The 25,048-nt window shown below is 54.1% G+C and carries 23 protein-coding genes; 20 read left to right on the top strand and 3 right to left on the bottom strand.

Features of this window, described 5'->3' with window-relative positions; all coding sequences use genetic code 11:
- The first annotated feature begins 9 nt into the window (after positions 1–9).
- The 7 genes from ACJJI3_RS11420 to ACJJI3_RS11390 all read left to right on the top strand — a co-directional run bounded on the left by ACJJI3_RS11420 (position 10) and on the right by ACJJI3_RS11390 (position 6,718).
- Complete coding sequence (locus tag ACJJI3_RS11420) at positions 10–243, top strand: cbb3-type cytochrome oxidase subunit 3 (RefSeq protein ID WP_413664702.1); 234 nt, start codon at positions 10–12, stop codon at positions 241–243.
- Entirely contained in the window at positions 243–1,151 is a 909-nt protein-coding gene (gene ccoP / locus ACJJI3_RS11415; RefSeq protein WP_444912289.1) for a cytochrome-c oxidase, cbb3-type subunit III, read from the top strand. The genes ACJJI3_RS11420 and ccoP overlap by 1 nt, the downstream gene beginning before the upstream one ends.
- A gap of 139 nt (positions 1,152–1,290) precedes the next feature.
- The gene (gene ccoG, locus ACJJI3_RS11410; protein WP_413664704.1) at positions 1,291–2,709 is read left to right on the top strand and encodes a cytochrome c oxidase accessory protein CcoG; all 1,419 of its coding nucleotides are present in this window, start codon (positions 1,291–1,293) and stop codon (positions 2,707–2,709) included.
- Between the two features lie 85 nt (positions 2,710–2,794).
- A complete protein-coding gene (locus ACJJI3_RS11405; RefSeq protein ID WP_413664705.1) occupies positions 2,795–3,319 on the top strand; it encodes a FixH family protein in 525 nt (174 codons plus the stop codon).
- A complete protein-coding gene (locus tag ACJJI3_RS11400) occupies positions 3,316–5,748 on the top strand; it encodes a heavy metal translocating P-type ATPase (RefSeq protein WP_444942516.1) in 2,433 nt (810 codons plus the stop codon). Before ACJJI3_RS11405 ends, ACJJI3_RS11400 begins: the two co-directional genes overlap by 4 nt.
- A 34-nt stretch (positions 5,749–5,782) precedes the next feature.
- Positions 5,783–5,968, top strand: coding sequence for a cbb3-type cytochrome oxidase assembly protein CcoS (ccoS, locus tag ACJJI3_RS11395; RefSeq protein WP_108732140.1), 186 nt, complete (start codon positions 5,783–5,785; stop codon positions 5,966–5,968).
- Complete coding sequence (locus tag ACJJI3_RS11390) at positions 5,969–6,718, top strand: sulfite exporter TauE/SafE family protein (protein ID WP_444942515.1); 750 nt, start codon at positions 5,969–5,971, stop codon at positions 6,716–6,718. It abuts the gene before it with no gap.
- A 27-nt stretch (positions 6,719–6,745) separates the two neighbouring features.
- Here ACJJI3_RS11390 and nadC read toward each other — a convergent pair whose 3' ends face one another.
- Entirely contained in the window at positions 6,746–7,600 is an 855-nt protein-coding gene (gene nadC / locus ACJJI3_RS11385; RefSeq protein ID WP_444942514.1) for a carboxylating nicotinate-nucleotide diphosphorylase, read from the bottom strand.
- A gap of 433 nt (positions 7,601–8,033) precedes the next feature.
- Here nadC and ACJJI3_RS11380 point away from each other — a divergent pair, with 433 nt between their 5' ends.
- The 8 genes from ACJJI3_RS11380 (at position 8,034) to ACJJI3_RS11345 (ending at position 18,533) form a co-directional block, all read left to right on the top strand.
- Positions 8,034–10,511, top strand: a complete 2,478-nt coding sequence (locus ACJJI3_RS11380; RefSeq protein WP_444942513.1) for a DUF1631 domain-containing protein — start codon at positions 8,034–8,036, stop codon at positions 10,509–10,511.
- A 190-nt stretch (positions 10,512–10,701) separates the two neighbouring features.
- Positions 10,702–11,259, top strand: a complete 558-nt coding sequence (gene ampD, locus ACJJI3_RS11375; protein ID WP_413664710.1) for a 1,6-anhydro-N-acetylmuramyl-L-alanine amidase AmpD — start codon at positions 10,702–10,704, stop codon at positions 11,257–11,259.
- Between the two features lie 89 nt (positions 11,260–11,348).
- Complete coding sequence (gene ampE, locus ACJJI3_RS11370) at positions 11,349–12,224, top strand: regulatory signaling modulator protein AmpE (protein ID WP_444942512.1); 876 nt, start codon at positions 11,349–11,351, stop codon at positions 12,222–12,224.
- A gap of 238 nt (positions 12,225–12,462) precedes the next feature.
- The gene (locus ACJJI3_RS11365) at positions 12,463–13,890 is read left to right on the top strand and encodes an aldehyde dehydrogenase family protein (RefSeq protein WP_444942511.1); all 1,428 of its coding nucleotides are present in this window, start codon (positions 12,463–12,465) and stop codon (positions 13,888–13,890) included.
- Positions 13,891–14,003: 113 nt separating this feature from the next.
- Positions 14,004–14,990 carry a threonine ammonia-lyase gene (locus ACJJI3_RS11360; RefSeq protein ID WP_444942510.1) on the top strand — a complete coding sequence of 329 codons (987 nt, stop codon included), beginning with the start codon at positions 14,004–14,006 and terminating at the stop codon, positions 14,988–14,990.
- Between the two features lie 15 nt (positions 14,991–15,005).
- Entirely contained in the window at positions 15,006–15,578 is a 573-nt protein-coding gene (locus ACJJI3_RS11355; protein ID WP_413664714.1) for a YbhB/YbcL family Raf kinase inhibitor-like protein, read from the top strand.
- Positions 15,579–15,651: 73 nt separating this feature from the next.
- On the top strand, positions 15,652–17,025 hold the full coding sequence (locus tag ACJJI3_RS11350) for an AmpG family muropeptide MFS transporter (protein ID WP_444906129.1): 1,374 nt from the start codon (positions 15,652–15,654) through the stop codon (positions 17,023–17,025).
- 236 nt (positions 17,026–17,261) lie between these two features.
- Positions 17,262–18,533 carry an AmpG family muropeptide MFS transporter gene (locus tag ACJJI3_RS11345; protein WP_444942509.1) on the top strand — a complete coding sequence of 424 codons (1,272 nt, stop codon included), beginning with the start codon at positions 17,262–17,264 and terminating at the stop codon, positions 18,531–18,533.
- Between the two features lie 20 nt (positions 18,534–18,553).
- Here the strand turns inward: ACJJI3_RS11345 and ACJJI3_RS11340 are convergent, their stop codons facing one another.
- Complete coding sequence (locus ACJJI3_RS11340) at positions 18,554–18,859, bottom strand: MGMT family protein (RefSeq protein ID WP_444942508.1); 306 nt, start codon at positions 18,857–18,859, stop codon at positions 18,554–18,556.
- Positions 18,860–19,100: 241 nt separating this feature from the next.
- Between ACJJI3_RS11340 and ACJJI3_RS11335 the strand changes: the two genes are divergently transcribed.
- Both ACJJI3_RS11335 and ACJJI3_RS11330 read left to right on the top strand, forming a co-directional pair.
- Complete coding sequence (locus ACJJI3_RS11335; protein ID WP_444926956.1) at positions 19,101–20,132, top strand: DUF481 domain-containing protein; 1,032 nt, start codon at positions 19,101–19,103, stop codon at positions 20,130–20,132.
- Positions 20,133–20,216: 84 nt separating this feature from the next.
- Positions 20,217–20,978 (top strand): SDR family oxidoreductase, encoded by a 762-nt coding sequence (locus ACJJI3_RS11330; RefSeq protein WP_413664719.1) that lies wholly within the window; start codon positions 20,217–20,219, stop codon positions 20,976–20,978.
- Positions 20,979–21,068: 90 nt separating this feature from the next.
- Here the strand turns inward: ACJJI3_RS11330 and cfa are convergent, their stop codons facing one another.
- Complete coding sequence (cfa, locus tag ACJJI3_RS11325; RefSeq protein ID WP_444926957.1) at positions 21,069–22,217, bottom strand: cyclopropane fatty acyl phospholipid synthase; 1,149 nt, start codon at positions 22,215–22,217, stop codon at positions 21,069–21,071.
- Positions 22,218–22,361: 144 nt separating this feature from the next.
- Between cfa and ACJJI3_RS11320 the strand changes: the two genes are divergently transcribed.
- The 3 genes from ACJJI3_RS11320 to groL all read left to right on the top strand — a co-directional run bounded on the left by ACJJI3_RS11320 (position 22,362) and on the right by groL (position 25,045).
- Positions 22,362–22,847 carry an FxsA family protein gene (locus ACJJI3_RS11320; protein WP_444942507.1) on the top strand — a complete coding sequence of 162 codons (486 nt, stop codon included), beginning with the start codon at positions 22,362–22,364 and terminating at the stop codon, positions 22,845–22,847.
- 215 nt (positions 22,848–23,062) lie between these two features.
- Positions 23,063–23,356, top strand: a complete 294-nt coding sequence (locus tag ACJJI3_RS11315; RefSeq protein WP_020412315.1) for a co-chaperone GroES — start codon at positions 23,063–23,065, stop codon at positions 23,354–23,356.
- Positions 23,357–23,404: 48 nt separating this feature from the next.
- The gene (gene groL, locus ACJJI3_RS11310) at positions 23,405–25,045 is read left to right on the top strand and encodes a chaperonin GroEL (protein ID WP_108732154.1); all 1,641 of its coding nucleotides are present in this window, start codon (positions 23,405–23,407) and stop codon (positions 25,043–25,045) included.
- Positions 25,046–25,048: the final 3 nt, after the last annotated feature.

The raw sequence follows: 25,048 nt of genomic DNA, 5'->3' as shown, positions 1-25,048 counted from the left end.
AGGAAACTCGTGACTATTGAAACTTTGCGGGAAATCGGTCTGGTTCTGGGCTCTGTGGCTTTTCTGGCTATCTGCTGGTGGGCCTTCTCTCCGAAGCGCAAGAAGCGCTTCGAAGAAGATGCCAATTTGCCATTTGCCGATGAAGAGCGACAAGCCGACAAGGACAAGTCGGCCGCTCAGCAGGACGAATCCAATTCCGGGGATAAACCCGGAGCCAATCGAAAACAGGGGCAGGATAAGTAATGAGTACATTCTGGAGTGTGTGGGTAATTGTGCTCACCCTCGCCAATCTGGCGTTGATTACCTGGGTGCTGTTTGCCAACCGAAAGGTGGCAGTGGATGACCAGGCTGAACCGGAAAACAAAACCACGGGCCACGTTTACGACGGCATCGAGGAATACGACAACCCGCTGCCCAAGTGGTGGTTCATGTTGTTCGTCGCCACCCTGGTGTTCTCTGCGGGATATCTGGTGGTTTACCCGGGTCTGGGTAACTTCAAAGGTGTCGGCAACTGGACTTCTGTCGGTGCATTGGAAGCTTCCCAGGCTAAGGCTCAGGAGAGGTTCCACGAGACCTTCGGTAAGTACGAAAATATGCCGATCGAGCAGATTGCTCAGAGCCCTGAAGCTCTCAAGATGGGTTCCCGGATCTTCGCTAACAACTGTGCGGTATGTCACGGTGCAGATGCCGGCGGTAACTTCGGCTTCCCGAACCTGACCGATAACGCCTGGCTGTACGGCGGCACTCCGGAGAAAATCCTGGAAACCCTGTACAACGGTCGTCAGGGCATGATGCCTCCTCAGGGTCCGGTGATCGGTGAAGAAGGTGTTAGAAATGCGACAGAGTATGTTCTCTCCCTGAACGGCCTGGAGCATGACACCGCCATGGCCGCCGAAGGTCAGAAGGTATTCAACACCGTGTGTATGGCTTGTCACGGTATGGATGCCAAAGGCAACCAAATGCTGGGTGCGCCGAACCTGACCGATGACATCTGGCTGTACGGTAGCAATCGCGAACAGATCCAACACACTATTCGCGGTGGTCGTACAAATATGATGCCCGCGCAAAAAGATAAATTGCGTGAAGACAAAATCCGCCTCGTAGCGGCCTATGTCTACAGCCTGTCCCAGCAGGAAGAAGAAAAGCAGTAATTAACTATTGAGGCCCGGCATTTGCTGGGCCTTGTTTTATCAAGGGACTCCGGGCGCTGCAGGGACGGAGAAAAAAGCCTCAACATAAGGGGCTACCTGGCCCACGTACAAGATGTGCCCGTGCGAGAGTGAGGTTTGTGTGAGTGATTTAATTCCAACCCGTGAGGAACAGGAAGGTGATGGCGAAGTTCGCTATCGCATGCTGTATGAGTCGGAAGACAAAGTCTACATCCGACATATCAAGGGTGTTTTCACCCGTGTTCGCAAATATACCGGCCTGCCTTTGCTGCTGGCTTTCTTCTTCCTACCCTGGATCAATATCGACGGGCGCCAGTCGGTCTTCTTTGATCTCCCCACCCGCCAATTCCATATTTTCTGGACTACTTTCGGCCCCCAAGACGGCTTCCTTTTAGGTTGGCTGCTGATCATTGCCGCCTTCGCGCTGTTTGCGGTCACCACTTTGCTGGGCAGGGTGTGGTGTGGCTTCACCTGTCCGCAGACCGTCTGGACCATGATGTTTATCTGGGCAGAAAGGGTTTGTGAAGGCGATCGCAACAAGCGAATGAAGCTCGACAAGGCCCCCTGGAACCTGGAAAAGGTTCTGCGCAAGGGTGGCACACATACCATCTGGCTGTTGATCTCGCTGGCAACTGCACTGGCTTTTGTGGGTTATTTCTACGGTGTGCGCGAGCTGGTCGTGGATCTGGCGACGTTTAACGCGCACCCGCAGGGTGTTTTCTGGGTCGCTTTCTTCACTTTTGCCACCTATATGAACGCCGGCTTCCTGCGTGAGCAGGTGTGTAAATACATGTGCCCCTATGCCCGTTTCCAGTCGGTGATGTACGACGAGGATACGCTGGCGGTTTACTACGATGCCAAGCGGGGTGAGACCCGTGGTCCGCGCAAGAAGAACGTGGATTACAAGGCGGAAGGTATGGGCGACTGTATCGACTGCTACTGGTGTGTTCAGGTGTGTCCGGTGGATATCGATATCCGCGACGGCATGCAGTACGAATGTATCAACTGTGGCCTCTGTGTCGATGCGTGTAACAGCGTGATGGACAAGATGGGCTATGAGCAGGGCTTGATTCGCTTCACCTCTGAGGACGAATTGCAGGGTGGAAAGACCCGCTTCCTGCGCCCGCGCCTATTTGGCTACGCGTTGATACTGGTTGCGATGACCGGCCTGTTTGCACAGCAAGTGATGACTCGAAGCCCAATCGAGGCAGAAATCACTCGCGACCGCGGTGCTCGTATGTTCCGTGAGTCCCAGGGGCAGGTGCAAAACGTCTACACGGTAAAAATCAACAATATGGATCAGGCTCCCCACGAATTCACCATCAAGGTGGAAGGTAAGCCTGAATACGATTACTCCATTCGCAAGCCGAAGACGATTTACCTGGTGCCTGGAGAGATGTTCTCCGTCCCCATTCGGGTAAGCGTTCCCAGAGACCAGCTGAAGGATACCAAGCACGATATCGAGATTGTTGTCCAAGCAGTCGACAATCCTGAGCTGGTTGATAAGCACCGAACGGTGTTTATTGGTCCAAAGCAGTAGACGGGACGCCAATCCCGTTGCAAAGTACGGGCCCGCCCAGGCGGGCTCGACTTTTGTGCACAAACGGTAACTTTTTGGTAACGCGATGAATGAATCAACCCCAAAACCCTGGTACCGGGAACCTTGGGCGTGGATGGTACTGGCCCCACTGATTACAGTGGTGGTTGTCTCCACAATTACAGTCTCGATAGCGGTGCGCTTTGCTGACGATAAAGTCAGTGATACTTACTACAAAGACAGCCGCATGTATCACTTCAGCGCCGAGCAGGACTTGCGTGCGAAAGAGCTGGGTTTGGCCGCTTTGGTCCAGTTTCAGCCGTCTGAAAAATCGGTTGTCGTGGAGCTGAATGGCGACCTCGACTACCCCAAGGCCCTACTGCTCACATTGAGCCACCCAGTGGAGTCTGACCTGGATAAGCATATCGAGCTCTCCCAGCTCTCCGTGGGCCGCTACCAGGGCACTTTGCCTGAAGGCGTTGGGAATCGCTGGTATCTGCGCTTGATGCCGGAGCTTGATCCCGATGCGCATCAGGACGCCAACTGGCGCCTGAAAGGTGAAATCAACTTCGATCTCGGCAATGCCGCGCCACTGAACGCAGTAACTCAATGACTTCGTCTTCCTCCTCCTGTTATCACTGCGGACTCCCAGTCCCTCCCGGCAGCAACCACTCGGTGGTTATCGACGGGGCCGCCCGGGATATGTGTTGTCCAGGCTGTGAGGCGGTAGCTAGCGCTATCGTTTCCGGTGGTCTGGATGGCTTTTATCGCTTCCGGGAGAAGGAGAGCGACAGGCCGGAGGAAGCTCAACTCCAGGACCGCTGGGCGGCATACGATTTGCCGGAAGTGCAGCAGCAGTTCGTTCACGATTGGGATAGCGGCAACAAGATTGCCTCGCTGTTGATTGGCGGTATTACCTGTGCGGCCTGTGTGTGGCTGATAGAAAAGCACCTGGGGCAGTTGGACGGGATTGAGAAGGTCTCTGTCAACGCCAGTACCCAGCGTGCCCAGATCGGTTTTAATCCCGACAAGATCAAACCCAGTGAGCTGTTTGGCGAACTGGAACGGATTGGCTACCGGCCGGCCCCGGCTACTGCGGCCAACCAGGAAAGTGTGATCCAGAGCGAGCACCGCGCCGCCCTGCGCCGCCTGGGTGTCGCCGGACTCGGCACCATGCAGGTGATGATGTTTGCCATCGCCCTGTATTTTGGTGCTGCAGCGGAAGAGGGCGTCGGCGAGTTTGAGCGCTACTTCCGCTGGGTTTCTCTGCTGGTGGCAACGCCAGTGGTTTTCTATGCGGCGCGTCCATTTTTCAGTGCCGCTTTGCGCAGTCTGCGCGCTCGACACCTGAGTATGGATGTGCCGGTGTCCCTGGCGATTGGTATGGCCTATGTCGCCAGCTTTTACGCCACGGTATTCGGCACCGGCGAGGTGTACTTCGAATCTATCTCCATGTTCACCTTCTTCCTGTTGTTGGGACGAACGGTGGAGATGCGCGCCCGCCATCGGGCTGGCTTAGCCAGCGGTGGTCTGGCTCAGTTGCTGCCGATGACGGCGGCCAAATACCAAGGTGACGATATTGTCCATGTACCGGTGGCCGCATTGGTCGCTGGGGATAAAGTCTTATTGCGCCCGGGAGACACTATCCCCGCCGATGGGGAGGTGCTGGAGGGCGTTAGTGGTGTGGATGAATCCCTGCTCAGTGGTGAATCGGCACTGCAGCAGAAGTCTGCAGGCAGTCCGGTTTATGCCGGTAGTGTCAACGGCGATTCCACCCTGACTATTCGAATTACGGCAGCGGGGCAGTCGACTCGCCTGTCCGCCATTGAGCGCCTGGTAGAACGGGCGCAGTTAGATAAACCCAACCAAGTGGCCCTGGCAGATCGGGTCGCGGGTATTTTTGTCGGTGTCGTTTTATTCGCGGCACTAGCGGCGTTTGTTGTCTGGTGGCAAATCGATCCCAGTCGCGCTTTTTGGGTATCCCTGTCTGTGCTGGTGGTGACTTGCCCCTGTGCACTGTCGCTGGCAACCCCTGCTGCCCTGGCCTCCGCCACCCTGCGTTTACAGCAGTTGGGACTTCTTGTGGCTGGAGGCAGCCTACTGGAAACGCTGCCGCGTATCGGCCGGGTGCTGTTCGACAAGACCGGTACCCTGACGCGCGGTGAGCCGAGAATCCTGCATATTGATTTGCTGCGGGCCAACTGGAGCGAGCAGCGGGTTAAGGATGTTGCCGCTGCCCTGGAATCCCAGACCAATCACCCCCTGGCCAGGGCCTTCCGTGCCTGGCGTGGCAATCTCATCGCCACTGATCTGAAAGTTCATACCGGAGCCGGCCTGGAAGGGCAGATCGAGGGGGACAGTTACCGACTGGGTAAGGCGAGCTTTGTCTCCAGTGAGGATGTTTCTACACCCGAAGGGGAGGGGCAGTGGCTGCTGCTCGGCGACTCCCTGGGTCCTATTGCCTGGATTGCGTTGGGGGATAAGTTACGGGACTCGGCAACCACCGCTGTTGAGGGTTTGACTGAGCAAGGTCTTTCAGTGGAACTGCTCAGTGGTGACCAGTCTGCGGAAGTTGAGCGACTGGCGGGGCGAGCGGGTATCAGCAACTACCGCGCCGGAGCCTCGCCAGAGGACAAGCTCAGCCATATGAAGCAGCTGCAAAGCGATGGTGAGAAGGTGTTGATGGTGGGGGATGGCATCAATGATGTGCCAGTGCTCTCCGGTGCCGATGCCTCTGTGGCGATGATGTCAGCGGCGGATCTGGCCCAGTCCCGCGCCGATGCCATTTTGCTGAACGGAGATCTTGAAGTGCTGCCCAAAGCTATAGAGCTGGCGCACAAATGCCGCCGAATTGTGCGGCAAAACCTGGCATGGGCTCTAGGTTACAACGTGATTGCCCTGCCGCTGGCATTTTGCGGTCTGGTGCCGCCCTGGGCTGCGGCAATCGGTATGTCCCTGAGTTCTCTGATCGTAGTGCTAAATGCGTTGCGTCTGTCCCGTGGACAGGAAGTCGACGAAAACCCTGTGAGCGCCGCGGCTTAATCCCGTGCTCACAGAAAGAGAGGAGGTGTAACTGATGGAAAGTCTGTATTTCCTGATTCCCATTGCGGTGATTTTGGTTGGCTTTGCGGTGAAGCTCTTTTTCTGGGCCGTGAATAACGGACAGTACGATGACCTGGAAACGGAAGGTCGTCGCATTTTGTTTGATGACGATGATGTTCAGCAGGACAAATCTGACGCGGAAAGGAAGCAGGAGAAGTAAGTGGGGGACTGGGGTTTTTTAGCGGCGGCTCTGGCTATCGGTTTTTTGGGTAGCAGTCACTGCATCGGTATGTGTGGGGGAATCTCCGGAGCGCTGGGTATGGCGGTACCGGGGAAAAAGACTGCTTGGGTGCAGCTGGGTTCTTACCAATTGGGTCGCCTGGGTAGCTATGCGCTGATGGGAGCGCTAGCCGGTGCCCTCGGTGCGGCGATACTGCCGGCACTAACTCCGCTGCGATTTGCTGCCGGGATCATGTTGATCCTGATGGCGCTGTACATCGGCGGTATCTGGCAGGGATTGGCTTGGATTGAAAAAGGGGGCCGCTACCTTTGGCGCTATGTGCAGCCACTATCGGCCAAATTACTGCCGGTTCGCTCTGCGGGGCAGGCACTGGCACTGGGCTCCCTGTGGGGCTGGTTGCCCTGTGGTTTGGTTTATAGCGCGCTGACTTTCGCCCTGGCCCAGGGCAGTGCTGAGCGGTCTGCCCTGGCGATGTTTGCTTTTGGTTTGGGCACTGTGCCCGCCATGCTGGCTACTGGTGCTGCGGCGGCACAGGTGCGTGGCTTAGTGCAAAAGCCGGGGGTTCGCTATGGTTTCGCCGCAGCGATTTTGCTGTTTGGTATCTGGACCATTTGGGGGGCTATGGGCCACGGTGGACACGGAGACCACGCCAACCACGGGCAGATGAGCGGGATGGAAGCTCCCGCAGAAGACACGGAAGAGCAGGGACACCATCATCACCATCACTAAGCGCAGTGATGATGGGTCCTGTGGGCGCTAGAGATCGATTCGCAGGGATAGGTCGATAGCGCGCAGGTGCTTGGTCAGGCTACCGGAAGAGATATAGTCCACTTCCAGTTCAGCTAACTGGGCGATGCGATCCCGGTCGACACTGCCGGAAAGCTCAATTTTGGCTTTGCCTTTGGCCAATTTCAGGGCAGTTTTAGTGTCTTCATCATTGAATTCGTCGAGCATAATAACGTCCACTCCGGCGGCGAGCGCCTGCTCCAACTCTTCAATATTTTCCACTTCGACTTCAATCAGGGCTTCCGGCTTGATCACTCGCGCTTGGGCGACGGCGTGTTCAATGCCACCGGCAGCGAAGATATGGTTCTCTTTGATCAGGAAGGCGTCGTAAAGACCGATGCGGTGATTGTGGCAGCCACCGCAAAGTACGGCGTACTTCTGTGCGCTGCGCAGACCGGGAATGGTCTTGCGGGTGTCGAGAATCTTCACCTCAGTGCCTTCAGCTCGCGCGGCGAACTCCGCAGCGGTTGTGGCAGTACCGGATAAGGTTTGCAGGAAATTCAGTGCGGCGCGCTCGCCGGTCAGGATAGCGCGGGCATTGCCTTCCAGCTCAAAAATAACGGCATTGGCGCTGATGCGGTCGCCATCCTCGAAGTGCCAGGTGAGGACGAGTTCCGGGTCCAGGGCGTGGAATACAGCCTCTACCCAGGCGCGACCACTCAGAGTGCAATCTTCGCGGGTGATTACCCGGGCCCGCGCATTGCGGTCCTCTGGGATCAGCTGGGCGGTGATATCGCCACTACCAATATCTTCTTCCAGGGCCACCTGAACTGAGCGTTGCAGGTCGGTAGTGATATTGGGAATAGCCGTGTCTTGTGGTCGCATTGGGAAACCTCGAAATTAACGCCGGCGCAGTTTACCAAAACACTCGGGGTTTTGACTGCTCAACTCAGTCACTGGCAAGTAGCAGTTGGCTCTACGAATAGCTGTGACAAGTGTCTCAAATATGTCGCAGAACTGTGTAAAACAGTCCTATAACGCGAGTAGAATGACCGAAGAGTTAGGCTTGATCGCAGCCTGAATAGTTTCAGAGCAGGGCCGGTAAACGCTGTTCTCTCGCGGTCAAAACTTGAGTGAAATCAAGAACTTCGGCAGATTTTTCGCGCATGATCGCGGCGGGATTTCAACAGTTTGGGAATGTGGTTAACGGGGAACAGAAAGCCCCCGTTTCCGCTTGGGAGACCACTTTTCCACTCACTAATTTTTGCTTTTGGCCTCAGCGCTACAAGTCGGACGGCATTCGAAGGACCTCTTGGAAATGAGTGAATCCAGAAAGGTAGTTTCCCTCTCAGAGAAAAGTGGAGCGCGAAATATTTCTGCATCAGGTAAGCCCCCTGTTCTGCCCGCCGCAGTAACAATGCTGAAGGACAAAGCGACGGCACAGCTGCTGGAGCGGATTAAAGCGCTGTTTGGCAAGGTGGATGATTCCCTGTTTGCAATGGCCGAGCGAGCTCATGGCCAGGAGGAGCAGGATGGGCTTTTCCAGGCACTGCGCCTGCTGCGCGTTGAGCGCCGCAATATTGCCGAGCACTTTATCCAGAACGTCTCCCGCGCTTTTCAGGTCCGCCAGGAAGAAAAGACGGAAAGCAGTTTCGCCTCAGATAACCTGTCGCTGGTTCACAACGATGACCTGGAGCAGTTGGTCGCTGCCGACACCATGGTGGCCAATGCCAAGCGCGATTTCGCCGAGCCCCTTACCGAGCTGTGCATGAGGCTCGATACGCTCTACTCCGTCAAGGTGTACGACAAGAACAACCCTCTGGGGCCAGACGTAATCTGTGACGCCTTTGTAGAGGCGATTCAGGATCTGGACCTCTTTATCCGCGCTCGCCTCACGCTGCTGAAAAAGTTCGAGCAGGTGGTCATGCTGCAGCTGCGGGACTTCTATGAATTCTGTAACCAATTACTTGTAGAGCAGGGCGTACTGCCATCTCTGCGTGAGCAGCAGCGAGTAGCCAGGCAGCGCTCGGCCTACAACGGCGCTCCCCACGCCGCCAGTGCCCCCACTGGTAGTGCCGGCGGTGTAGAAGCTGGCAGCCAGCCAGTACAAGGTGGAGTCGCAGCTACGGGGCACTTCCCCCCAGGGTTAGTGCCCGCAGCCGCAGGTGTTACTCCAATGCCTGCAGGGGATCTGCTTTCCCACTTGGGTGCACTGCAAAGTGGCAGCCACTATCAAGGTGGAAGTGCGGTACAGCTTTTGAATGTGGGCGAATTGCTACAGCAGCGCTTGGTGGACTCCAACCAAGCCGCTTCGCTGGCAAAAGTCGATAGCGATGTGATCAAGCTGGTAGAGATGTTGTTTTCCTTTATCCTGGAGGACCGCAGCCTTGCCACCCAAATCAAATCACTTCTGGGCCGCCTGCAACTGCCGCTGTTGAAAGTAGCCATTGCAGACAAGTCATTTTTCAGTAAAGGCGGTCACCCTGCGCGCAAATTGCTGAACGAGTTGGCCGATGCCGCTACCGGATGGCAGGCAGGGGATAACTACGAATCCGATCCCCTGTACAAAGAGATATCCGAAATTGTTGAGCGCGTGCTTAATGAGTTTGATCGGGATATCAATATCTTTGCCGTTTTACTGGAATCCCTGCGCGAATTTATCGTCCGCGAGCGCAAGCGTGCCGAGATGTTGGAGCGCCGCGTTGTGGATGAGGCGGATGGTCGGGCTAAAACCCAAGCTGCCCGCGCACGGGTTGCCGCAGTAATGGATGCCTTGGTTGCAGAGCGGGATCTGCCACAGGTGGTGCAGGATTGGTTGAACAAAGTTTGGAACAACGTGCTGTTCCTGACTTGCGTCAAAGAGGGTACAGAGAGCGACGCCTGGAACCGCGACGTGCGCACAGCGAGAGATCTCGTGTGGAGTGTGCAGGCCCCAATGCCGGATTCCCGCAAACAGTTATTGAGCTTACTGCCTGTTTTGCAGGAGAGATTGCGCGAGGGAATTGAGGCGCTTTCCTATAACGCTTTCGAAGCGCGTACCCTTTTCACCGGCCTCAAAGAAGTTTATCGCGAGCGCTTTGCCCTGGCCCAGCAATTGGCTGAGCAGCGTGAACGTGAAGTGGCAGAGCAGGTTGCCCGCGAAGTGCGCGCAGCGAAATCTGCTGAGCCTGCGCCTGTTGTTGCTGATAATGTTGCTGACAAGCCTGTTGCCCCTGTCGTGGAGCAGGAAACTGCTGCTGATGCCGGACCCGCTGATGTTACTGAAGCTACGGTTGATGAAATTGCAGTGACTGAAGCGGTTATTGCAGAAACCGTGGTTACCCAGGAAGTGATTTCAGACACTGCCGAAGATCAACTTCCAGATGAGCCAGGTGAAGTTACTGTTGAAGCTGTCCAAGCCGAACCCCAGGAAGTGGCCGTGCCGCAGATGGAAGAGCTTGAGCAGGCAGTTGCTGAAGCAGAGGTGGCTGCACCGGAGCAGGATGGACTGGCCCCCCTTGACGAAGATGATCCCCACTGGCAGATGACCTTCCGCCTGGCACAGGGCAGTTGGTTCGAGCTGAAGCGCTCTGAGGACGAGCAGTTCCGTTGTCGTCTGGCGGCGGTAATTCGCGATATCGACCAATTTATCTTCGTTAATCGCAATGGCGCCAAAGTCGCTGAATTCGCCCGACTAGAGCTGGCCCATGCGCTGCGTTCGGCACAACTGCTGCCGCTAGATGACGGCATGTTGTTTGAGCGGGCGCTGCAGTCCGTAATTGGCAATGTGCGCAAGAAGCGCAGTGAGCAGCGCTAATTTTCAGGAATGTAACGAGCGGACGTTGAGTATTTAGCAGGGATACTCAGTGGCCAGTGGTTTTCCGCAAGTTATGTCGCGATACTGCTCCGATCAGATTGGCATATCGATCAACGCTTCCATAGAATGGTAACTGCTGAAGCCTCGGGCGATACCGGGGCTATCAATAGGTTGCAGCGGAGATCGCAGATTGAAATATCAAGTGGAGTCTGGCTGGTTGGCGGGCGCGCGCCGGGTTCCGAGTCCTCATTGCAATAGCCGCCCGGAAGACTGTGCGGTGGATCTATTGGTGATTCACAGTATCAGCTTGCCGCCCGGACAGTATGGCGGCCCCTACATTGATGCCTTTTTCCTGGGGCAGTTGGATATCGATGCGCACCCCTATTTTGCCGATATTGCTGCGTTACAGGTGTCTGCGCATATTTTGATCGACCGCGATGGCCTGGTAACTCAATACGTGCCCCTTGATCGTCGTGCCTGGCACGCAGGCAAGTCTGAGTTTAAAGGTCGCACTAACTGCAATGATTTTTCCATTGGTATTGAGCTGGAAGGTTTGGATACCGATATTTACACCGACTCCCAATATCACGCACTTGCCGAGGTGAGTGCTGCGATTATGCAAGCTTATCCCGCTATTGATATCGATAGAATTGCCAGTCATTCGGATATTGCTCCCGGAAGGAAATTGGACCCGGGTCCGGGGTTTGACTGGGAGCGCTACCTCAACAAGCTGAAAGAAATCGTCTGATACCCAGTAGCGGACCTTAAAAAGGGGAAGGGTTTCTGTAACAGGAGCCGCAGCACGATTTTGATAACTGAAACAGTCTCGGATTATTTATGACTCTGTTAATTGTTCTGATCACCGTTGCCCTGGTGCAAATCTGGGGCTCAGGGGCTCCGTTACATCGCGATGGTTGGTTCAGTCGCTGGAGTCAGTACTTACAGGCATTGCTCAGTACTAATGGCAATAGCGGTCTGCTGCTTGGTATCACTATCCTGGTTCCAGTATTGATCTCTGCAATTGCGATGACGCTGGCAGAGGGCGCTGCGGGTGGTCTGGGCTACCTGCTGTTGGGGGTGCCACTGCTGCTCTATTGTCTCGGTCGCGGCAACTTCAACGATATCGTCGCAAACTACCTGCGCCACTGGTATAGCGGAGACCTGGAAGGTGCCACCAAAGCGGCAGCGCCCATTTTGCGTGAGTTACACGAAGCGCCCTCCGATGACACTTGTCTGCATGAGCAGGTATTTCGCGGCGCTGCCTACTGCGCCTTTGAGAGACTCTTCGCCGTGCTGTTCTGGTTTATTTTGCTGGGTATTCCCGGGGCTGTACTCTTCCGCTTGAGTGCTTTGTACGCAGAAAATACCCGGGGCTCCTCCGAAGAAGCGACGGCGGCGCGTTGGTTGTGGTTGTTGGAATGGCTGCCGGTCCGTGTGATGGGGCTGAGCTTTGCCATTGTGGGTAACTTTGCCGGTTGTTACCGCGCCTGGCGCAGGGTGTTGATGTGTCGTGAGAGCCATACCGATCAGGTTCTCGAGGCTTACCTGGAAGGAGCTCTCGGCGGTATTGACGCCAGTGAGTGCAGTGGGGGTTCCGATCTGTCTCAGATGCAGCGCCAAAGTGGTGCGGAGATTGAAGGGCTGCAAGCGCTGCTATCCAGAACCTTGCTACTGTGGATCACTGGTTTGGCCCTTCTGGTTCTGTTTATCTGAGGAGCCTCTGAATAATCCCACAATGCCTGTACCATCGCCCCAGAGCTACTTTTGTCTGCTGGGGCGATTGTTGAATTTGTCGCCATTTTCAAAATTTTCTTTCCTTCCTATCTTGACTTATCCCCCCCTTCCTACGAAATTGCGCGCCCCAGCGGCCGGACTTTGGCGCTTTGCCATATCAATAAAGCGAAGCTAGTCATTGCCTGCGACGGCTTATACTCATTGGAGGAAGTAGGGTTTGGAAGTTTCGGTATTGGAACCGCAAATGTTGTCAGATCTGGCTAGGGCAAACGATTGGAACGCAGCCACATTAGTGGCGGGCTTGCGAACCTATTTTCGCAGCGGCAGCACCACTGAATTGAGTTGGCGGCGCAAGCAACTGTCTCAGCTGCGCAAGATGATCTCCGAGAACGAGGCACATTTCGTCCAAGCCCTTCACGATGATTTGCGCAAAGCTCCCCAGGAAAGCTACCTCACTGAAATTTCATTTCTCTACAACGATATCGATCACACCCTGAAGTCCCTGAAGAAGTGGGTGCGCCCGCGCAAGGTCCAATCGCCGATGATGACCCAGCCGGCCAAGAGCTATGTGCAACCGGAGCCACTGGGTGTTGTGCTGATTATCGGTGCCTGGAATTATCCGCTGCAATTATTGTTATCGCCGCTGGTACCGGCGATTGCCGCCGGCAATTGTGCGGTGGTAAAGCCCTCTGAGTTATCGCCAGCAACCTCCCGGTTAATCGCAGAATTATTACCGCGTTACCTCGACAACGATGCCTTTGCGTGTGTCGAAGGTGGTGTGGCAGAAACCACGGCGCTGCTGGAGCAGCGCTGGGACCATATTATGTACACCGGCGGTGGCCGGGTTGGCAAAATCATAATGAGTGCGGCGGCTAAATACCTGACTCCGGTAACCCTGGAACTCGGCGGAAAGAGCCCTTGTATTGTTGCCGACGATGCCAACTTGGAAGTGGCTGCACGGCGAATTGCCTGGGGTAAATTTACCAATGCGGGGCAGACTTGTATCGCCCCGGATTATGTTCTCTGTAGTCGGCGTACAGCCGATCGGCTCACCCCCATGTTGCAGCGGGTGCTCTGGGAAATGTATGGGGAGCATCCGCGAGAATCTGCCGACTATGGGCGCATTATTAATAGCCAGCACACCCTTCGCCTGTCGGATTACCTGGGGGATGGAGAGGTGGTATTTGGCGGTGAAGTCGATGTGGACGACTGCTATATGGCGCCCACCATAATGCGCAACGTCAATCTCTCTGCGGGAGTTATGCAGGAGGAGATCTTTGGCCCGATACTCCCCATTATTGAACTGGAAGATTTCTCCAAAGCGGAGGAGTTTGTCAATGAGCGAGAGAAGCCCCTAGCCCTGTATGTATTTACCCAGGATGAAGCATTGGCGGATCGGATTCTATCCCGTTGCAGCTCCGGCAACGCCTGCGTGAATGACTGCATGATGTTTATGCTGGCCCAGGACCTGCCTTTTGGAGGCGTCGGTGCCAGCGGTATGGGGTCCTACCATGGAGAGCATGGCTTCCGCACTTTCAGTCATTACAAGGCCGTAATGCGGCGCAGAAATATCCTCGATATCGATATACGATATGCACCCTTCAACGACAGGAAAATGAAATTCCTGCGTATGCTCAGCAAATAATTCCTTATCGACAGGCACGGTTTTCCACTGTGCCTGCTCCGTAGAACACTGGATGTTATCGGCGGTGGATAAGCTGGATTATTCCCATGTAGTCGAAAAGGATACACAGTGTTATGCCCCTGGATCGCAACGAGATACCTGCCAGTGAGGATGTATTTAGTGCCGCACAAAATATTGCAGGCATGGTACACGAGACCCTTCTGCTCAGCTCTCGGCAGCTGAACGAGCTGACGGGCGCCAATTTGTGGTTTAAGTGTGAGCACTTGCAGAAAGTGGGTGCCTTTAAAGCGCGGGGCGCGGCTAATGCGCTTTCGCTGCTCCCAGACGGGGTCGAGGAAGTTGCCACCCATTCGTCCGGTAATCACGGTGCGGCGCTCGCCTGGGCAGCAGCCCAGCGGGGATTGGCCTGCACGGTGGTGATGCCTGAAACGGCTCCCAAGACGAAACGCATGGCGGTTGAGGGGTACGGTGCCAAAGTGGTGACTTCGGGCCCCAGCCTGGCTGATCGCGAATCCACTTTGGCAAAGGTACTTGAGGAAACCGGTGCGCACGAAGTCCCGCCCTATGACGATAAGCGCATTATTGCAGGGCAGGGCACTGTAGCCATGGAAGTGCTCAAGCAGAGTCGCGAGCAGGGATTTGCTCCAGACGTTATCGTGGCGCCAGTGGGAGGCGGTGGACTTTTGTCCGGCGTGGGGTTGGCTATGGCTGCGCTTGCCCCCGATATCCTGGTAATTGGTGCGGAACCCGCCGGAGCGGATGATGCCCAGCGTTCACTGCGCGGTGGCGTTCATATCACCACACAACAACCCGATACGATCGCCGATGGTCTGCGCACAACATTGGGCGGCAAAAATTACGCCGTTATTGAGCGCACGGTGCGGGATATTGTGACAGTCAGCGAAGCTGGTATCGTCAATGCGATGCGGCTATTGTGGACGCGAACCAAACAGCTGGTAGAACCGTCGGCTGCGGTGGGTCTCGCTGCGATCATTGAGCACAGCGCGCGCTTTCGCAATAAGAATGTCGTGGTTGTTCTGACCGGCGGAAATATGGATCTGGACAAAGTGGGCCCACTGCTGTCCAGTGAAGAAAACTAAAAGGGGAACTGGGATATGAGCCATTTATTGAAAAAGGGCGGCCGGGGTTTGGCCGGGTTGCTTTGTGCTGCTGCGCTGTCACTGACTGGAACCAACGCGATTGCTGAGAAGCTGACACTGTCATCCAGCTCCCTGCAAGCTGGAAAGAAAATGCCCATGGCTCATGTTTATGGCAGCTGCGGCGGTGAGAACCTGTCTCCCCAATTGAGCTGGAGTGGGGCACCGGAGGGCACAAAGAGTTTTGCTATTACCGCTTACGATCCCGACGCGCCTACCGGCAGCGGTTGGTGGCACTGGGTGGTATTTAATATCCCAGTGGATACTACCAATCTTCCGGAAGGGGCCGGTGACCTGAAAAACGGCCTGATTCCAGAAGCAGTGCAAGGGCGCAATGATTATGGTAATTCCGGTTACGGTGGTGCCTGCCCGCCCAAGGGGCACGGGGATCATCGCTATCGTTTTCGTGTCTATGCCTTGAAAGTGGAATCCCTGCCGCTGGATGAAAACACTTCTCCTGCTAAAGTTGGCTTCAATATCAATGCCAATAAGTTGGCCGAAGCGGAGCTGGAAGTTTTGTGGGGCCACTGAGTAAATAAACTAATTTAATACTCCGCTGCACAGGAACACCTGTTGCAGCGGCTGAGGCTCTGGAGGCCCGCGCTTGACCAACTTACAAAAACAAATGACATGGGGGCAAGCGCTGGCCGCTTATTTGAAGCCCCGTGTACTAACCATGTTTTTCCTCGGCTTTTCCGCCGGCCTCCCATTACTGCTGGTTTTCTCTACTTTGACTGCCTGGCTGCGGGACTACGGTGTCAGCCGTACCGCCATCGGATTTTTTGCCTGGGTGGGGATCACCTTTTCGATCAAGGTTCTCTGGGCCCCTATTGTCGATCAGCTGCGTCTGCCTTTTTTCACGGATAAATTGGGCAAGCGTCGGGGCTGGATGCTGGTATCCCAAATCGGGATAGCGATTGGCCTCATAGGTATGGCCAGTGTAAATCCCCAGCTCTCCCTGATGCACGTAGCCCTACTGGCCCTGTGGGTCGCTTTCTGTTCGGCCTCTCAAGATGTGGCGATTGATGCCTATCGAATTGAGGCCATGGATGACGACTACCAGGGCGCTATGGCTGCCAATTATGTATTTGGCTATCGGGTGGCAATGCTGATAGCCGGAGCGGGCGCCCTGTTTATTGCGGATATCTTTAGCTGGTCCGGTGCTTATCTTGCGATGGCTGGACTGATGGGCGTGGGCCTGATTACCACTCTGATTATTGCTGAGCCCGATCACAGCAAGGTAAATAAAGAAGCCGATGAGCTGCAAAGCGAGTGGGCCCAGCGTCTGTTGGGCAAGGGGGAGCATGGTCGCCTGAAGCAATGGTTTATTCGCGCTGTGGCCTGCCCCTTTATCGAGTTTTTTCAGCGCAATGGTCGCTTTGCAATCATTCTGTTGTTATTTATCGGCATCTTCCGTTTAAGTGATATTGCGATGGGGGTGATGGCCAATCCCTTCTATTTGGATCTGGGCTTTACCAAAACAGAAATTGCTGAAATCAGTAAGCTGTTTGGCTTCTTCTGTACCATTATCGGTTCCTTTCTAGGTGGGCTGTTAGTGGTGCGATACGGTGTTGTGCGTCCGCTGATACTGGGCTCGGTTATGGTTGCCTGTACCAACCTGTTATTTGCCCAGCTCGCTGTGATCGGTCCCGATAAAGCCTGGTTGGCACTGGTAATTAGTGCGGACAACATCAGTGGAGGAATTGCCAATGCGATACTGATCGCGTTTCTCTCCAGTCTTGCCAATAAAGCTTATACCGCCACTCAATATGCTTTGTTCAGCTCCCTGATGACCTTACCGGGGAAATTTATCAGTGGTTTTTCCGGCATAGTGGTGGATGCTCAGGGTTATGCCTACTTCTTTATTTATGCAGCGCTTATGGGAATTCCAGCCATTCTGCTGTCCATTTATTTTTGGCGCCGCGAGCAGCGCGACTGGCCGGGAGAAGAAGTGCAGCCGGGAGCGGGCACTACCTAAGGTTTACAGGGATGCTATTTCCTCTCTAAGAGTACATCCTGAATTCAGCTCTTTTCTAAATCCCTATGTCATATCAAAACTCTTCGCCGGGCATTCTGCCCGGCTTGTGTCTATGGTGGTTGTAAAGGTGAAACCCACCCCTCCATAGACTCGCCCTTATGTTTGATTGTGTGTCTGTTGCCTGTCGGGTCGGGTATCACTGGTAGACGATGCTCAGCGAATAAAAGCGACAAACTATGGCCCACGAAACCATCCGGGAGGCGGTGTTTAATCGGCGTATGCTGATTTGTATTGGCACCGGTTTCTCTTCGGGGATGCCTCTTTTTGTATTGATACAGTTGGTGCCCGCTTGGCTGCGTACCGAAGGCGTGGATCTGGCCACTATCGGTATTTTTGCATTGCTCGGATTGCCCTATACGTGGAAATTTATCTGGTCTCCGCTGATGGAGCGCTACGCATTCCCGATGCTCGGCCGCCGGCGGGGCTGGATGCTGGTAATGCAGCTGTTACTGATTGTTTCCATTGGCGTCCTGGGGATGTTCAGTCCCCAGTTTGATATCTGGTCAATTGCCGCAATTTGCTTTGCCGTGGCTTTTTTTAGCGCCAGCCAGGATATAGTCCTGGATGCTTTCCGACGAGAGATTCTGCCGGACCAGGAGTTGGGTCTGGGCAATTCCTTTCACGCCAACGCCTATCGTATTTCCGGCTTGATTCCGGGATCCCTCAGCTTGATCCTGTCGGACCACCTGGCCTGGGACCAGGTGTTTATGATTACTGCGGCCTTTATGTTGATTGCCGTCTTTATGACCTTGATGGTGGCGGAGCCAGACCATCCAGCAGGTCGTCCTAAATCTTTGCGCGAGGCCATTGTTTTACCCTTTGTCGAATTCTTTAATCGCAATGGAGTAAAACAGGCGGTGCTCGTACTGGCTTTTATGTTTTTGTACAAGCTTGGCGATAGCATGGCTACGGCACTGGCGACGCCTTATTACCTGGATATGGGATATTCCAATACGGATATCGGCATAGTGGCAAAGAATGCCGGTTTATGGCCTGCGGTAATTGGCGGTTTCTTTGGCGGCTTATTAATTGTGAAGATCGGGATTAATAAGTGCCTATGGATTTTCGGGGTGGTACAGCTGGTTTCAATTTTCGGATTTATGATTTTGTCTGAAGTGAATGGCGAGCTGGTGGGCACTCCAGATTTCAATCCGAGCCTCTGGCTATTGGCGATAGTAATTGCCTTTGAGTATCTCGGGGTGGGGTTGGGGACAGCGGTGTTTATTGCATTTATCGCCCGAACTACCAGCAAGTTGCACACCGCGACTCAATTTGCCTTGTTTACTGCGTTGACCTCGCTCCCGCGCACCTTCGCCAATGCCTCCACTGGCTATTTGGTGGAGGGAATGGGGTGGACACATTTCTTTCTCCTGTGTGCCGTTTTGGCGGTGCCTGGAATGATCCTGCTATTTTGGGTAGCGCCCTGGAGGGCTGATGAAGTAGCGTAGTTTTCTGTCTGCGATTGGGGCTAAGGTTTCCAGCGGTATTTGCCCATATCCACTCGCCCTTTCAGCAGTATGACCCCCTCTCTTTCCAGTCTTTCACGCTGGCGGCTGGCGCCGGGTTCCGGCAGGGAGATGCGCCCCTGGGCGTTGATCACCCGGTGCCAGGGCAGCTTGGTACCCTGGGGTAATTTACGCAGGGTCTGACCTGCAAGTCTCGCAGCGCGTGGGTAGCCGGCCATCTCAGCCAAGTCCCCGTAGGTGACAACCCGCCCTTTGGGGATCGCCGCCAAGGCTTGGCATATTCTTTCCAGGGAGTTCTGTTTTTCCATAAAAAAAGCTCTGAATATCGGAGAACTACGTTGACTGGGCGCAATTTTTTACTTGGAAATCTCCTGAAACCGAGATTTTTATTCGCCATTAATGGATACTTTACCAGCTTGCAAGGTCACAGTTTACTGGCGCAAAGCCTCTGTTGTGACAGCGTGCCACATGATTCTAGTTATGGCATCATGGTGCGATTACTGCGGCTATTTGCACCGTTCATACACCTAAAAAGTCCAAGGTTTCTTAGTGGTTTTATCGACACGACTTCCCAGGTTCTTTGCTCGAACTCTCTTATTTCTTGTGCCCTTCCAGGTCTATGCCGGTGTGCTGACCCTGGAAAATGGCGATCGTATTCAAGGTGAGTTGGTACTTGTGGAAAAGGATCAGGTCACTTGGAAGTCAGAGACTTTTGGTGAGGTAAAAGTCGACAAATCCAAAGTGGTGTCGATGGATATCGATACCGACATCAAAATTGCCGGCAGGGATGAACCCTGTACCTTGGCCGGCCACCGCCAGGAGCGCTGGGAAGTGTACTGCGCTGAAGGTCGCGGCTGGCTGATCGATTTTCCGGGCATTGAACGAGCAGAGCCTTACAGTACGTTTACCACCAGTCCGGTGTTATTCAGCGGTAATGTTACCGCCGGGGGCGTATTCGAGAGCGGTAACCGTGAACGTGAAGACTTGGATGCCAGTATAAACTTGGATATTCGCCATGGAGATTTCCACCATCTAATCGGCTCTGTGTATCAGAACCAGGACAATGAGGAAGAAGGTGATCTGGAGAAATACCAGCTCAATTATGATCTCCGCTGGATCTTTGCTGAGAAGTGGTTTGCCGCGGCTAATAGTGAGTTGGAAAGGGAAGAGGCCCAGAACTTAGACTTGGGAACTACGCTCGGTCTCGGTATGGGTTATCTGTTTTACGATACCAGTAAAACCACTTTTTCCCTCGAAGGTGGTGTGAGTAGCCTGCATGAGAGTTTTATCGACGAAGAGTTGAGTGAAGACCAGGATGAGCGCTATGTCGCCGGTCGAATTGCACTTAACTACCGCTACAAGTTTTCCCTTGGGCCGGAAATTTATTTCGACCAGGAAACCTTACAATCCTTTGATCACAGTAACGACTACGAAGCTAACGCCAAGCTGGGGGTGCGCACACCGCTGGTTGAAGGCGTGCTGATGGAGATCGGTTACGAGTGGCAGTACGACAATACGCCCTCCCTGGAAAGTGAAAAAGAAGATACCAAAGTGACCGTTGGTGTCGGTTACGAATGGTAATTCCCCCTCGAGCCTGCATAGGGCAGGTTCGAAGGCAGTCATAAACGATAAATCTAAAAAACGAGCGACGACGAGGAGTTCAATATGCAAATCGCTGACAGTATTGTTGCGATTACCGGTGCGGGCCAGGGGTTGGGCCGAGCCATGGCCGAGTATCTGGCTGCGCGGGGCGCCCGCCTGGCCCTGATCGATGTTAATGAGGAAGGCCTGAAAGACAGCGTTGCAGCTTGTGAAAAGCTCGGTGCAGAGGCTCGCAGCTACTTGATCAATGTTGCCGATGAGGAAGCGGTGGACTCCGGTTTTGCGAAAATCGCAGCAGACTTTGGCGGGCTCCAGGTTCTGGTTAATAACGCCGGCATTATGCGCGATGGCATGTTGCTCAAGTGTAAAGACGGCAAAGTGACAGATCGCATGTCCCTGGCACAGTGGCAGTCTGTGATCGATGTGAACCTTACCGGTGTATTCCTTTGTGGCCGTGCTGCAGCGGGCATTATGGCGGAAAGCGGCAAGGGTGGGGTGATGGTCAATATCTCCAGTTTGTCCCGTGCGGGCAATATGGGGCAGACCAACTACTCCGCCAGTAAAGCGGGTGTTGCAGCGATGACGGTATCCTGGGCACGCGAACTGGCGCGCTACGGCGTGCGTGTTGCCGGGATTGCCCCGGGTTTTATCGGCACCGATATGGTTGCGCAAATGCGCCCTGAGATTCTTGAGAGTCTGGTAAAACAAGTGCCCCTGCGCAGGTTGGGTGAGCAGGATGAGATCGCCTCGACAGTAGCGTTTATTCTGGAGAACGACTACGTCACCGGTCGAGTGATAGATATTGATGGCGGAGCCCGTTTGTAAGCTTCCCTCTTCCCCAGCATAAAAAGGGTGAACTGAGTTCACCCTTTTTTGATTCTGTAATTAGTTTCTGGATTTACAGCAAATAGTGCTTTAACTCAAACGCGTAACACCATCGGCGCGGAACTTCGAATACATTAGCTGCCATAGCTGAAGTGTGCGCCCCCGGAATGCACCGGCGTAAGATAGTAGATAGTAGCGCCACATCCTGTAGAAGCGCTGGCCGTAGCGATCGGCAAAGCGCGGCCAGTTTTTCTCAAAGTTTTCATGCCAGGCCATCAGGGTTTTATCGTAGTAGTATCCAAAGTTGTGCAGGTCTTCGCACACTAGTAAGCGATCGGTCGCGTCGCCCAGCTGTCCTACGGAAGGTAGCTCACCACCTGGGAATATGTATTTTTCTGTCCACAAGTCCGTAGATGCGGTGCGCTGGTTGTTGCCGATCGTGTGCAGCATCATCAATCCATCTTTGTTCAGACAGCGCGCTGCTGTTTCCATAAATGTGCGGTAGTTCTTGCGGCCGACATGCTCAAACATCCCTACGCTGGCGATGCGGTCAAAAGGTTCTTTGAGTTCTCGATAGTCCTGAAGGCGAACAGTAATTGGCAGTTCACCATAGCGCTCTGTCACATAGGCTTTTTGCTCTCGGGAAATCGTAATCCCAACACACTCCACTTGATACTTTTGCGCGGCATAGCTAACCAGGCTGCCCCAGCCACAGCCAATATCGAGCAAGCGCATCCCGGGTTTCAATTCCAGTTTGCGGCAAATCAGGTCCAGCTTGGCTTCCTGGGCTTGGTCGAGGGTTGCAGCCTCTTTCCAATAGCCGCAGCTGTACGTAAGCCGATTGTCGAGCATGGCACTATAGAATTCATTACCCAGATCGTAGTGTTGCTCTCCCACGTTAAACGAGCGGTTTTTGCTTTGTAGATTCATCAGATAGCTGCGTGTGGCGCGCCAAAAGTAGCGCCAGTTTTTGATACTGTGATGAATCTCAGCACTGAGTAACCGGTGGAAGAATTGATCCAGGTCTTGGACATCCCAATCGCCGCGCATATAGGTCTCACCCAGGCCCAAGCTGTGCCGGGCGATGACCTCATCAAGGGCTGCTTCCCGATGAAGTTGCAGGTCCCAGGGTCTTTCCCCGTTAATTTGAATGTCCGCTTTCGCCAATATATCGTCCACTAAGTGGCGACTGCGTCCGATGGCTGGCACTTCTATAGCATCCTGTTGCTCGCTTGCCATTCAATCCTTCCTCTCTCCAGTTACCTTGGGGTGGAATAAGGCGCCCTTGAATAATTTGCCTCCCCACTCCATTTACTACAGCATATTGAAAAAACCGTGATCGTCCCGGCTCTCAGCGAAGCTGGTTAACTAGGAATTTCCGCAATGCGCCCATTATTACTTCTATTTATAGCCCTACCTGTACTCGAAATGTGGGTGTTGATTGCCGTAGGCAGTGAAATTGGCGCCCTGCCAACGATCGGCCTGGTCATTTTGACCGCAGTGGTAGGAGTGACACTGCTTCGCCGCCAGGGGATCTCTACCCTGATGCGGGCCCAGGAGAAGATGCAGGCTGGAAATATTCCCGCCAAAGAGATGGTTGAAGGGATATTCCTCGCGGTGGGTGGTGTGCTGTTGCTCACCCCGGGCTTTATCACTGATTTCTTCGGCTTTATCTGCCTGATTCCGGGGCTCAGGAACCTGTTGCTTGGTTTTATCCTTCGCCATGTCAAAGTAGTTCCCACGCAGAACTTTAACCAGTCGCCAAACCACAAGCGTGGTGACGACATTATCGAGGGGGAGTATTCAAAAGATGAGAAGCGCCCCGGAGAGAATCAACATTCCGTTGAAGATAAGCGCCCCAAGTCCTGATTGGGTTAAAAAATATACAAAATATCAGTGATGAGAATTTGCTTTGCAGTTTTTTCACCTGATGGTGTTGAAATCCTTATTCCCGCCCATAGATAGGGTTCAACTGAGAATTAAGCCCCGCCTCTGGGGATCAGAGAGGGGTGAGGTTACCGGCCCAAAGGGCCAGTGCCGTCCATGTTGGAAACCATTAAAACGACTCAATGGAGAACTTATCCATGAAAATTCGTCCTTTACACGACCGCGTCGTAGTACGCCGTAAGGAAGAAGAAGCGATGTCAGCTGGCGGTATCGTGCTGCCAGGCGCTGCCAAAGAAAAGCCGAACCAAGGTGAAGTGGTAGCCGTGGGTGAGGGCAAGCAGCTGGACAATGGCGACGTTCGCGCACTGTCTGTGAAGGTAGGTGACACTGTTGTTTTCGGTCGCTATGCCGACAGCAATACCCTCAAGGTGGAAGGCGAAGAGCTGATCATCATGAGCGAAGGTGATATCTACGGCGTGTTGGAAGGCTAAGGCCAGCCTTTAACTTTACTCGCAAAAAGAATTTGAGGAATAAGAATCATGGCAGCTAAAGACGTAATTTTTGGTGACGACGCTCGTCAGAAAATGCTGAAAGGCGTAAACATCCTGGCAGACGCTGTAAAAACTACCCTGGGTCCTAAAGGCCGCAACGTAGTTCTGGACAAGTCCTTCGGCGCTCCTACCGTAACCAAAGACGGTGTTTCCGTAGCGAAAGAAATCGAGCTGAGCGACAAGTTCGAAAACATGGGCGCACAGATGGTTAAAGAAGTTGCTTCCAAAGCTTCTGACACCGCTGGTGACGGCACCACCACCGCTACCGTTCTGGCCCAGGCTATCGTAACTGAAGGCCTGAAATCCGTAGCCGCTGGCTTCAACCCAATGGACCTGAAGCGCGGTATCGACAAAGCGGTAACCGCAGCTGTTGACCACATTGCTGGCCTGTCCACTCCTTGCGCTGACACCAAGTCTATCGCTCAGGTAGGTACTATCTCCGCTAACAGCGACGAGAGCGTTGGTACCATCATCGCTGAAGCCATGGAAAAAGTTGGCAAAGAAGGCGTTATCACTGTTGAAGAAGGTTCCGGCCTGGAAAACGAGCTGGACGTAGTAGAAGGCATGCAGTTCGACCGCGGCTACCTGTCTCCTTACTTCATCACCAACCAAGAGAACATGACTGCCGAGCTGGACAATCCGTTCATCCTGCTGGTAGACAAGAAAATCTCCAACATCCGCGACCTGCTGCCCCTGCTGGAGCAAGTAGCTAAAGCTTCCAAGCCGCTGCTGATCATCGCTGAAGACGTAGAAGGCGAAGCACTGGCAACTCTGGTTGTTAACAGCATGCGCGGCATCGTTAAAGTTGCTGCTGTTAAAGCACCTGGTTTCGGCGACCGTCGTAAAGCCATGCTGCAGGACATCGCTATCCTGACTGGCGGCACCGTGATTTCTGAAGAAGTTGGCCTGGAGCTGGAAGGTACCACTCTGGAGCACCTGGGTACTGCTAAGCGCGTAACCCTGTCCAAAGAAAACACTGTAATCGTTGACGGCGCTGGCAATGTTAAAGACATCGAAGCTCGCGTTAGCCAGATCCGTGCACAGATCGAAGAGTCCTCTTCCGACTACGACAAAGAGAAGCTGCAAGAGCGCGTAGCCAAGCTGGCTGGCGGTGTTGCGGTAATCAAAGTAGGCGCCGCTACTGAAGTGGAAATGAAAGAGAAGAAAGCCCGCGTTGAAGACGCGCTGCACGCTACCCGCGCCGCAGTAGAGGAAGGCGTAGTACCTGGCGGTGGTACCGCTCTGGTTCGCGCTACCCAGGTTATCTCTGTAACTGGCGACAACGAAGACCAGAACCACGGTATCGCAGCAGCCCTGCGCGCTATGGAAATGCCTCTGCGTCAAATCGTTTCCAATGCTGGTGACGAAGCCTCCGTAGTTGTTGACAAGATCAAGCAAGGCGAAGGCAACTTCGGTTACAACGCTGCTACTGGTGAGTACGGCGATATGCTGGAAATGGGTATCCTGGACCCAGCTAAAGTAACCCGCTCTGCTCTGCAAGCGGCAGCTTCTATCGCTGGCCTGATGATCACCACCGAAGCCATGGTTGCAGAAATTCCGGAAGACAAGCCGGCTGCTCCTGACATGAGCGGTATGGGTGGCATGGGCGGTATGGGCGGCATGATGTAAGTC

It is taken from the genome of Microbulbifer maximicatervae (SeqCode), assembly GCF_052466985.1.
This window is presented reverse-complemented; position numbering and strand designations above follow the sequence as displayed.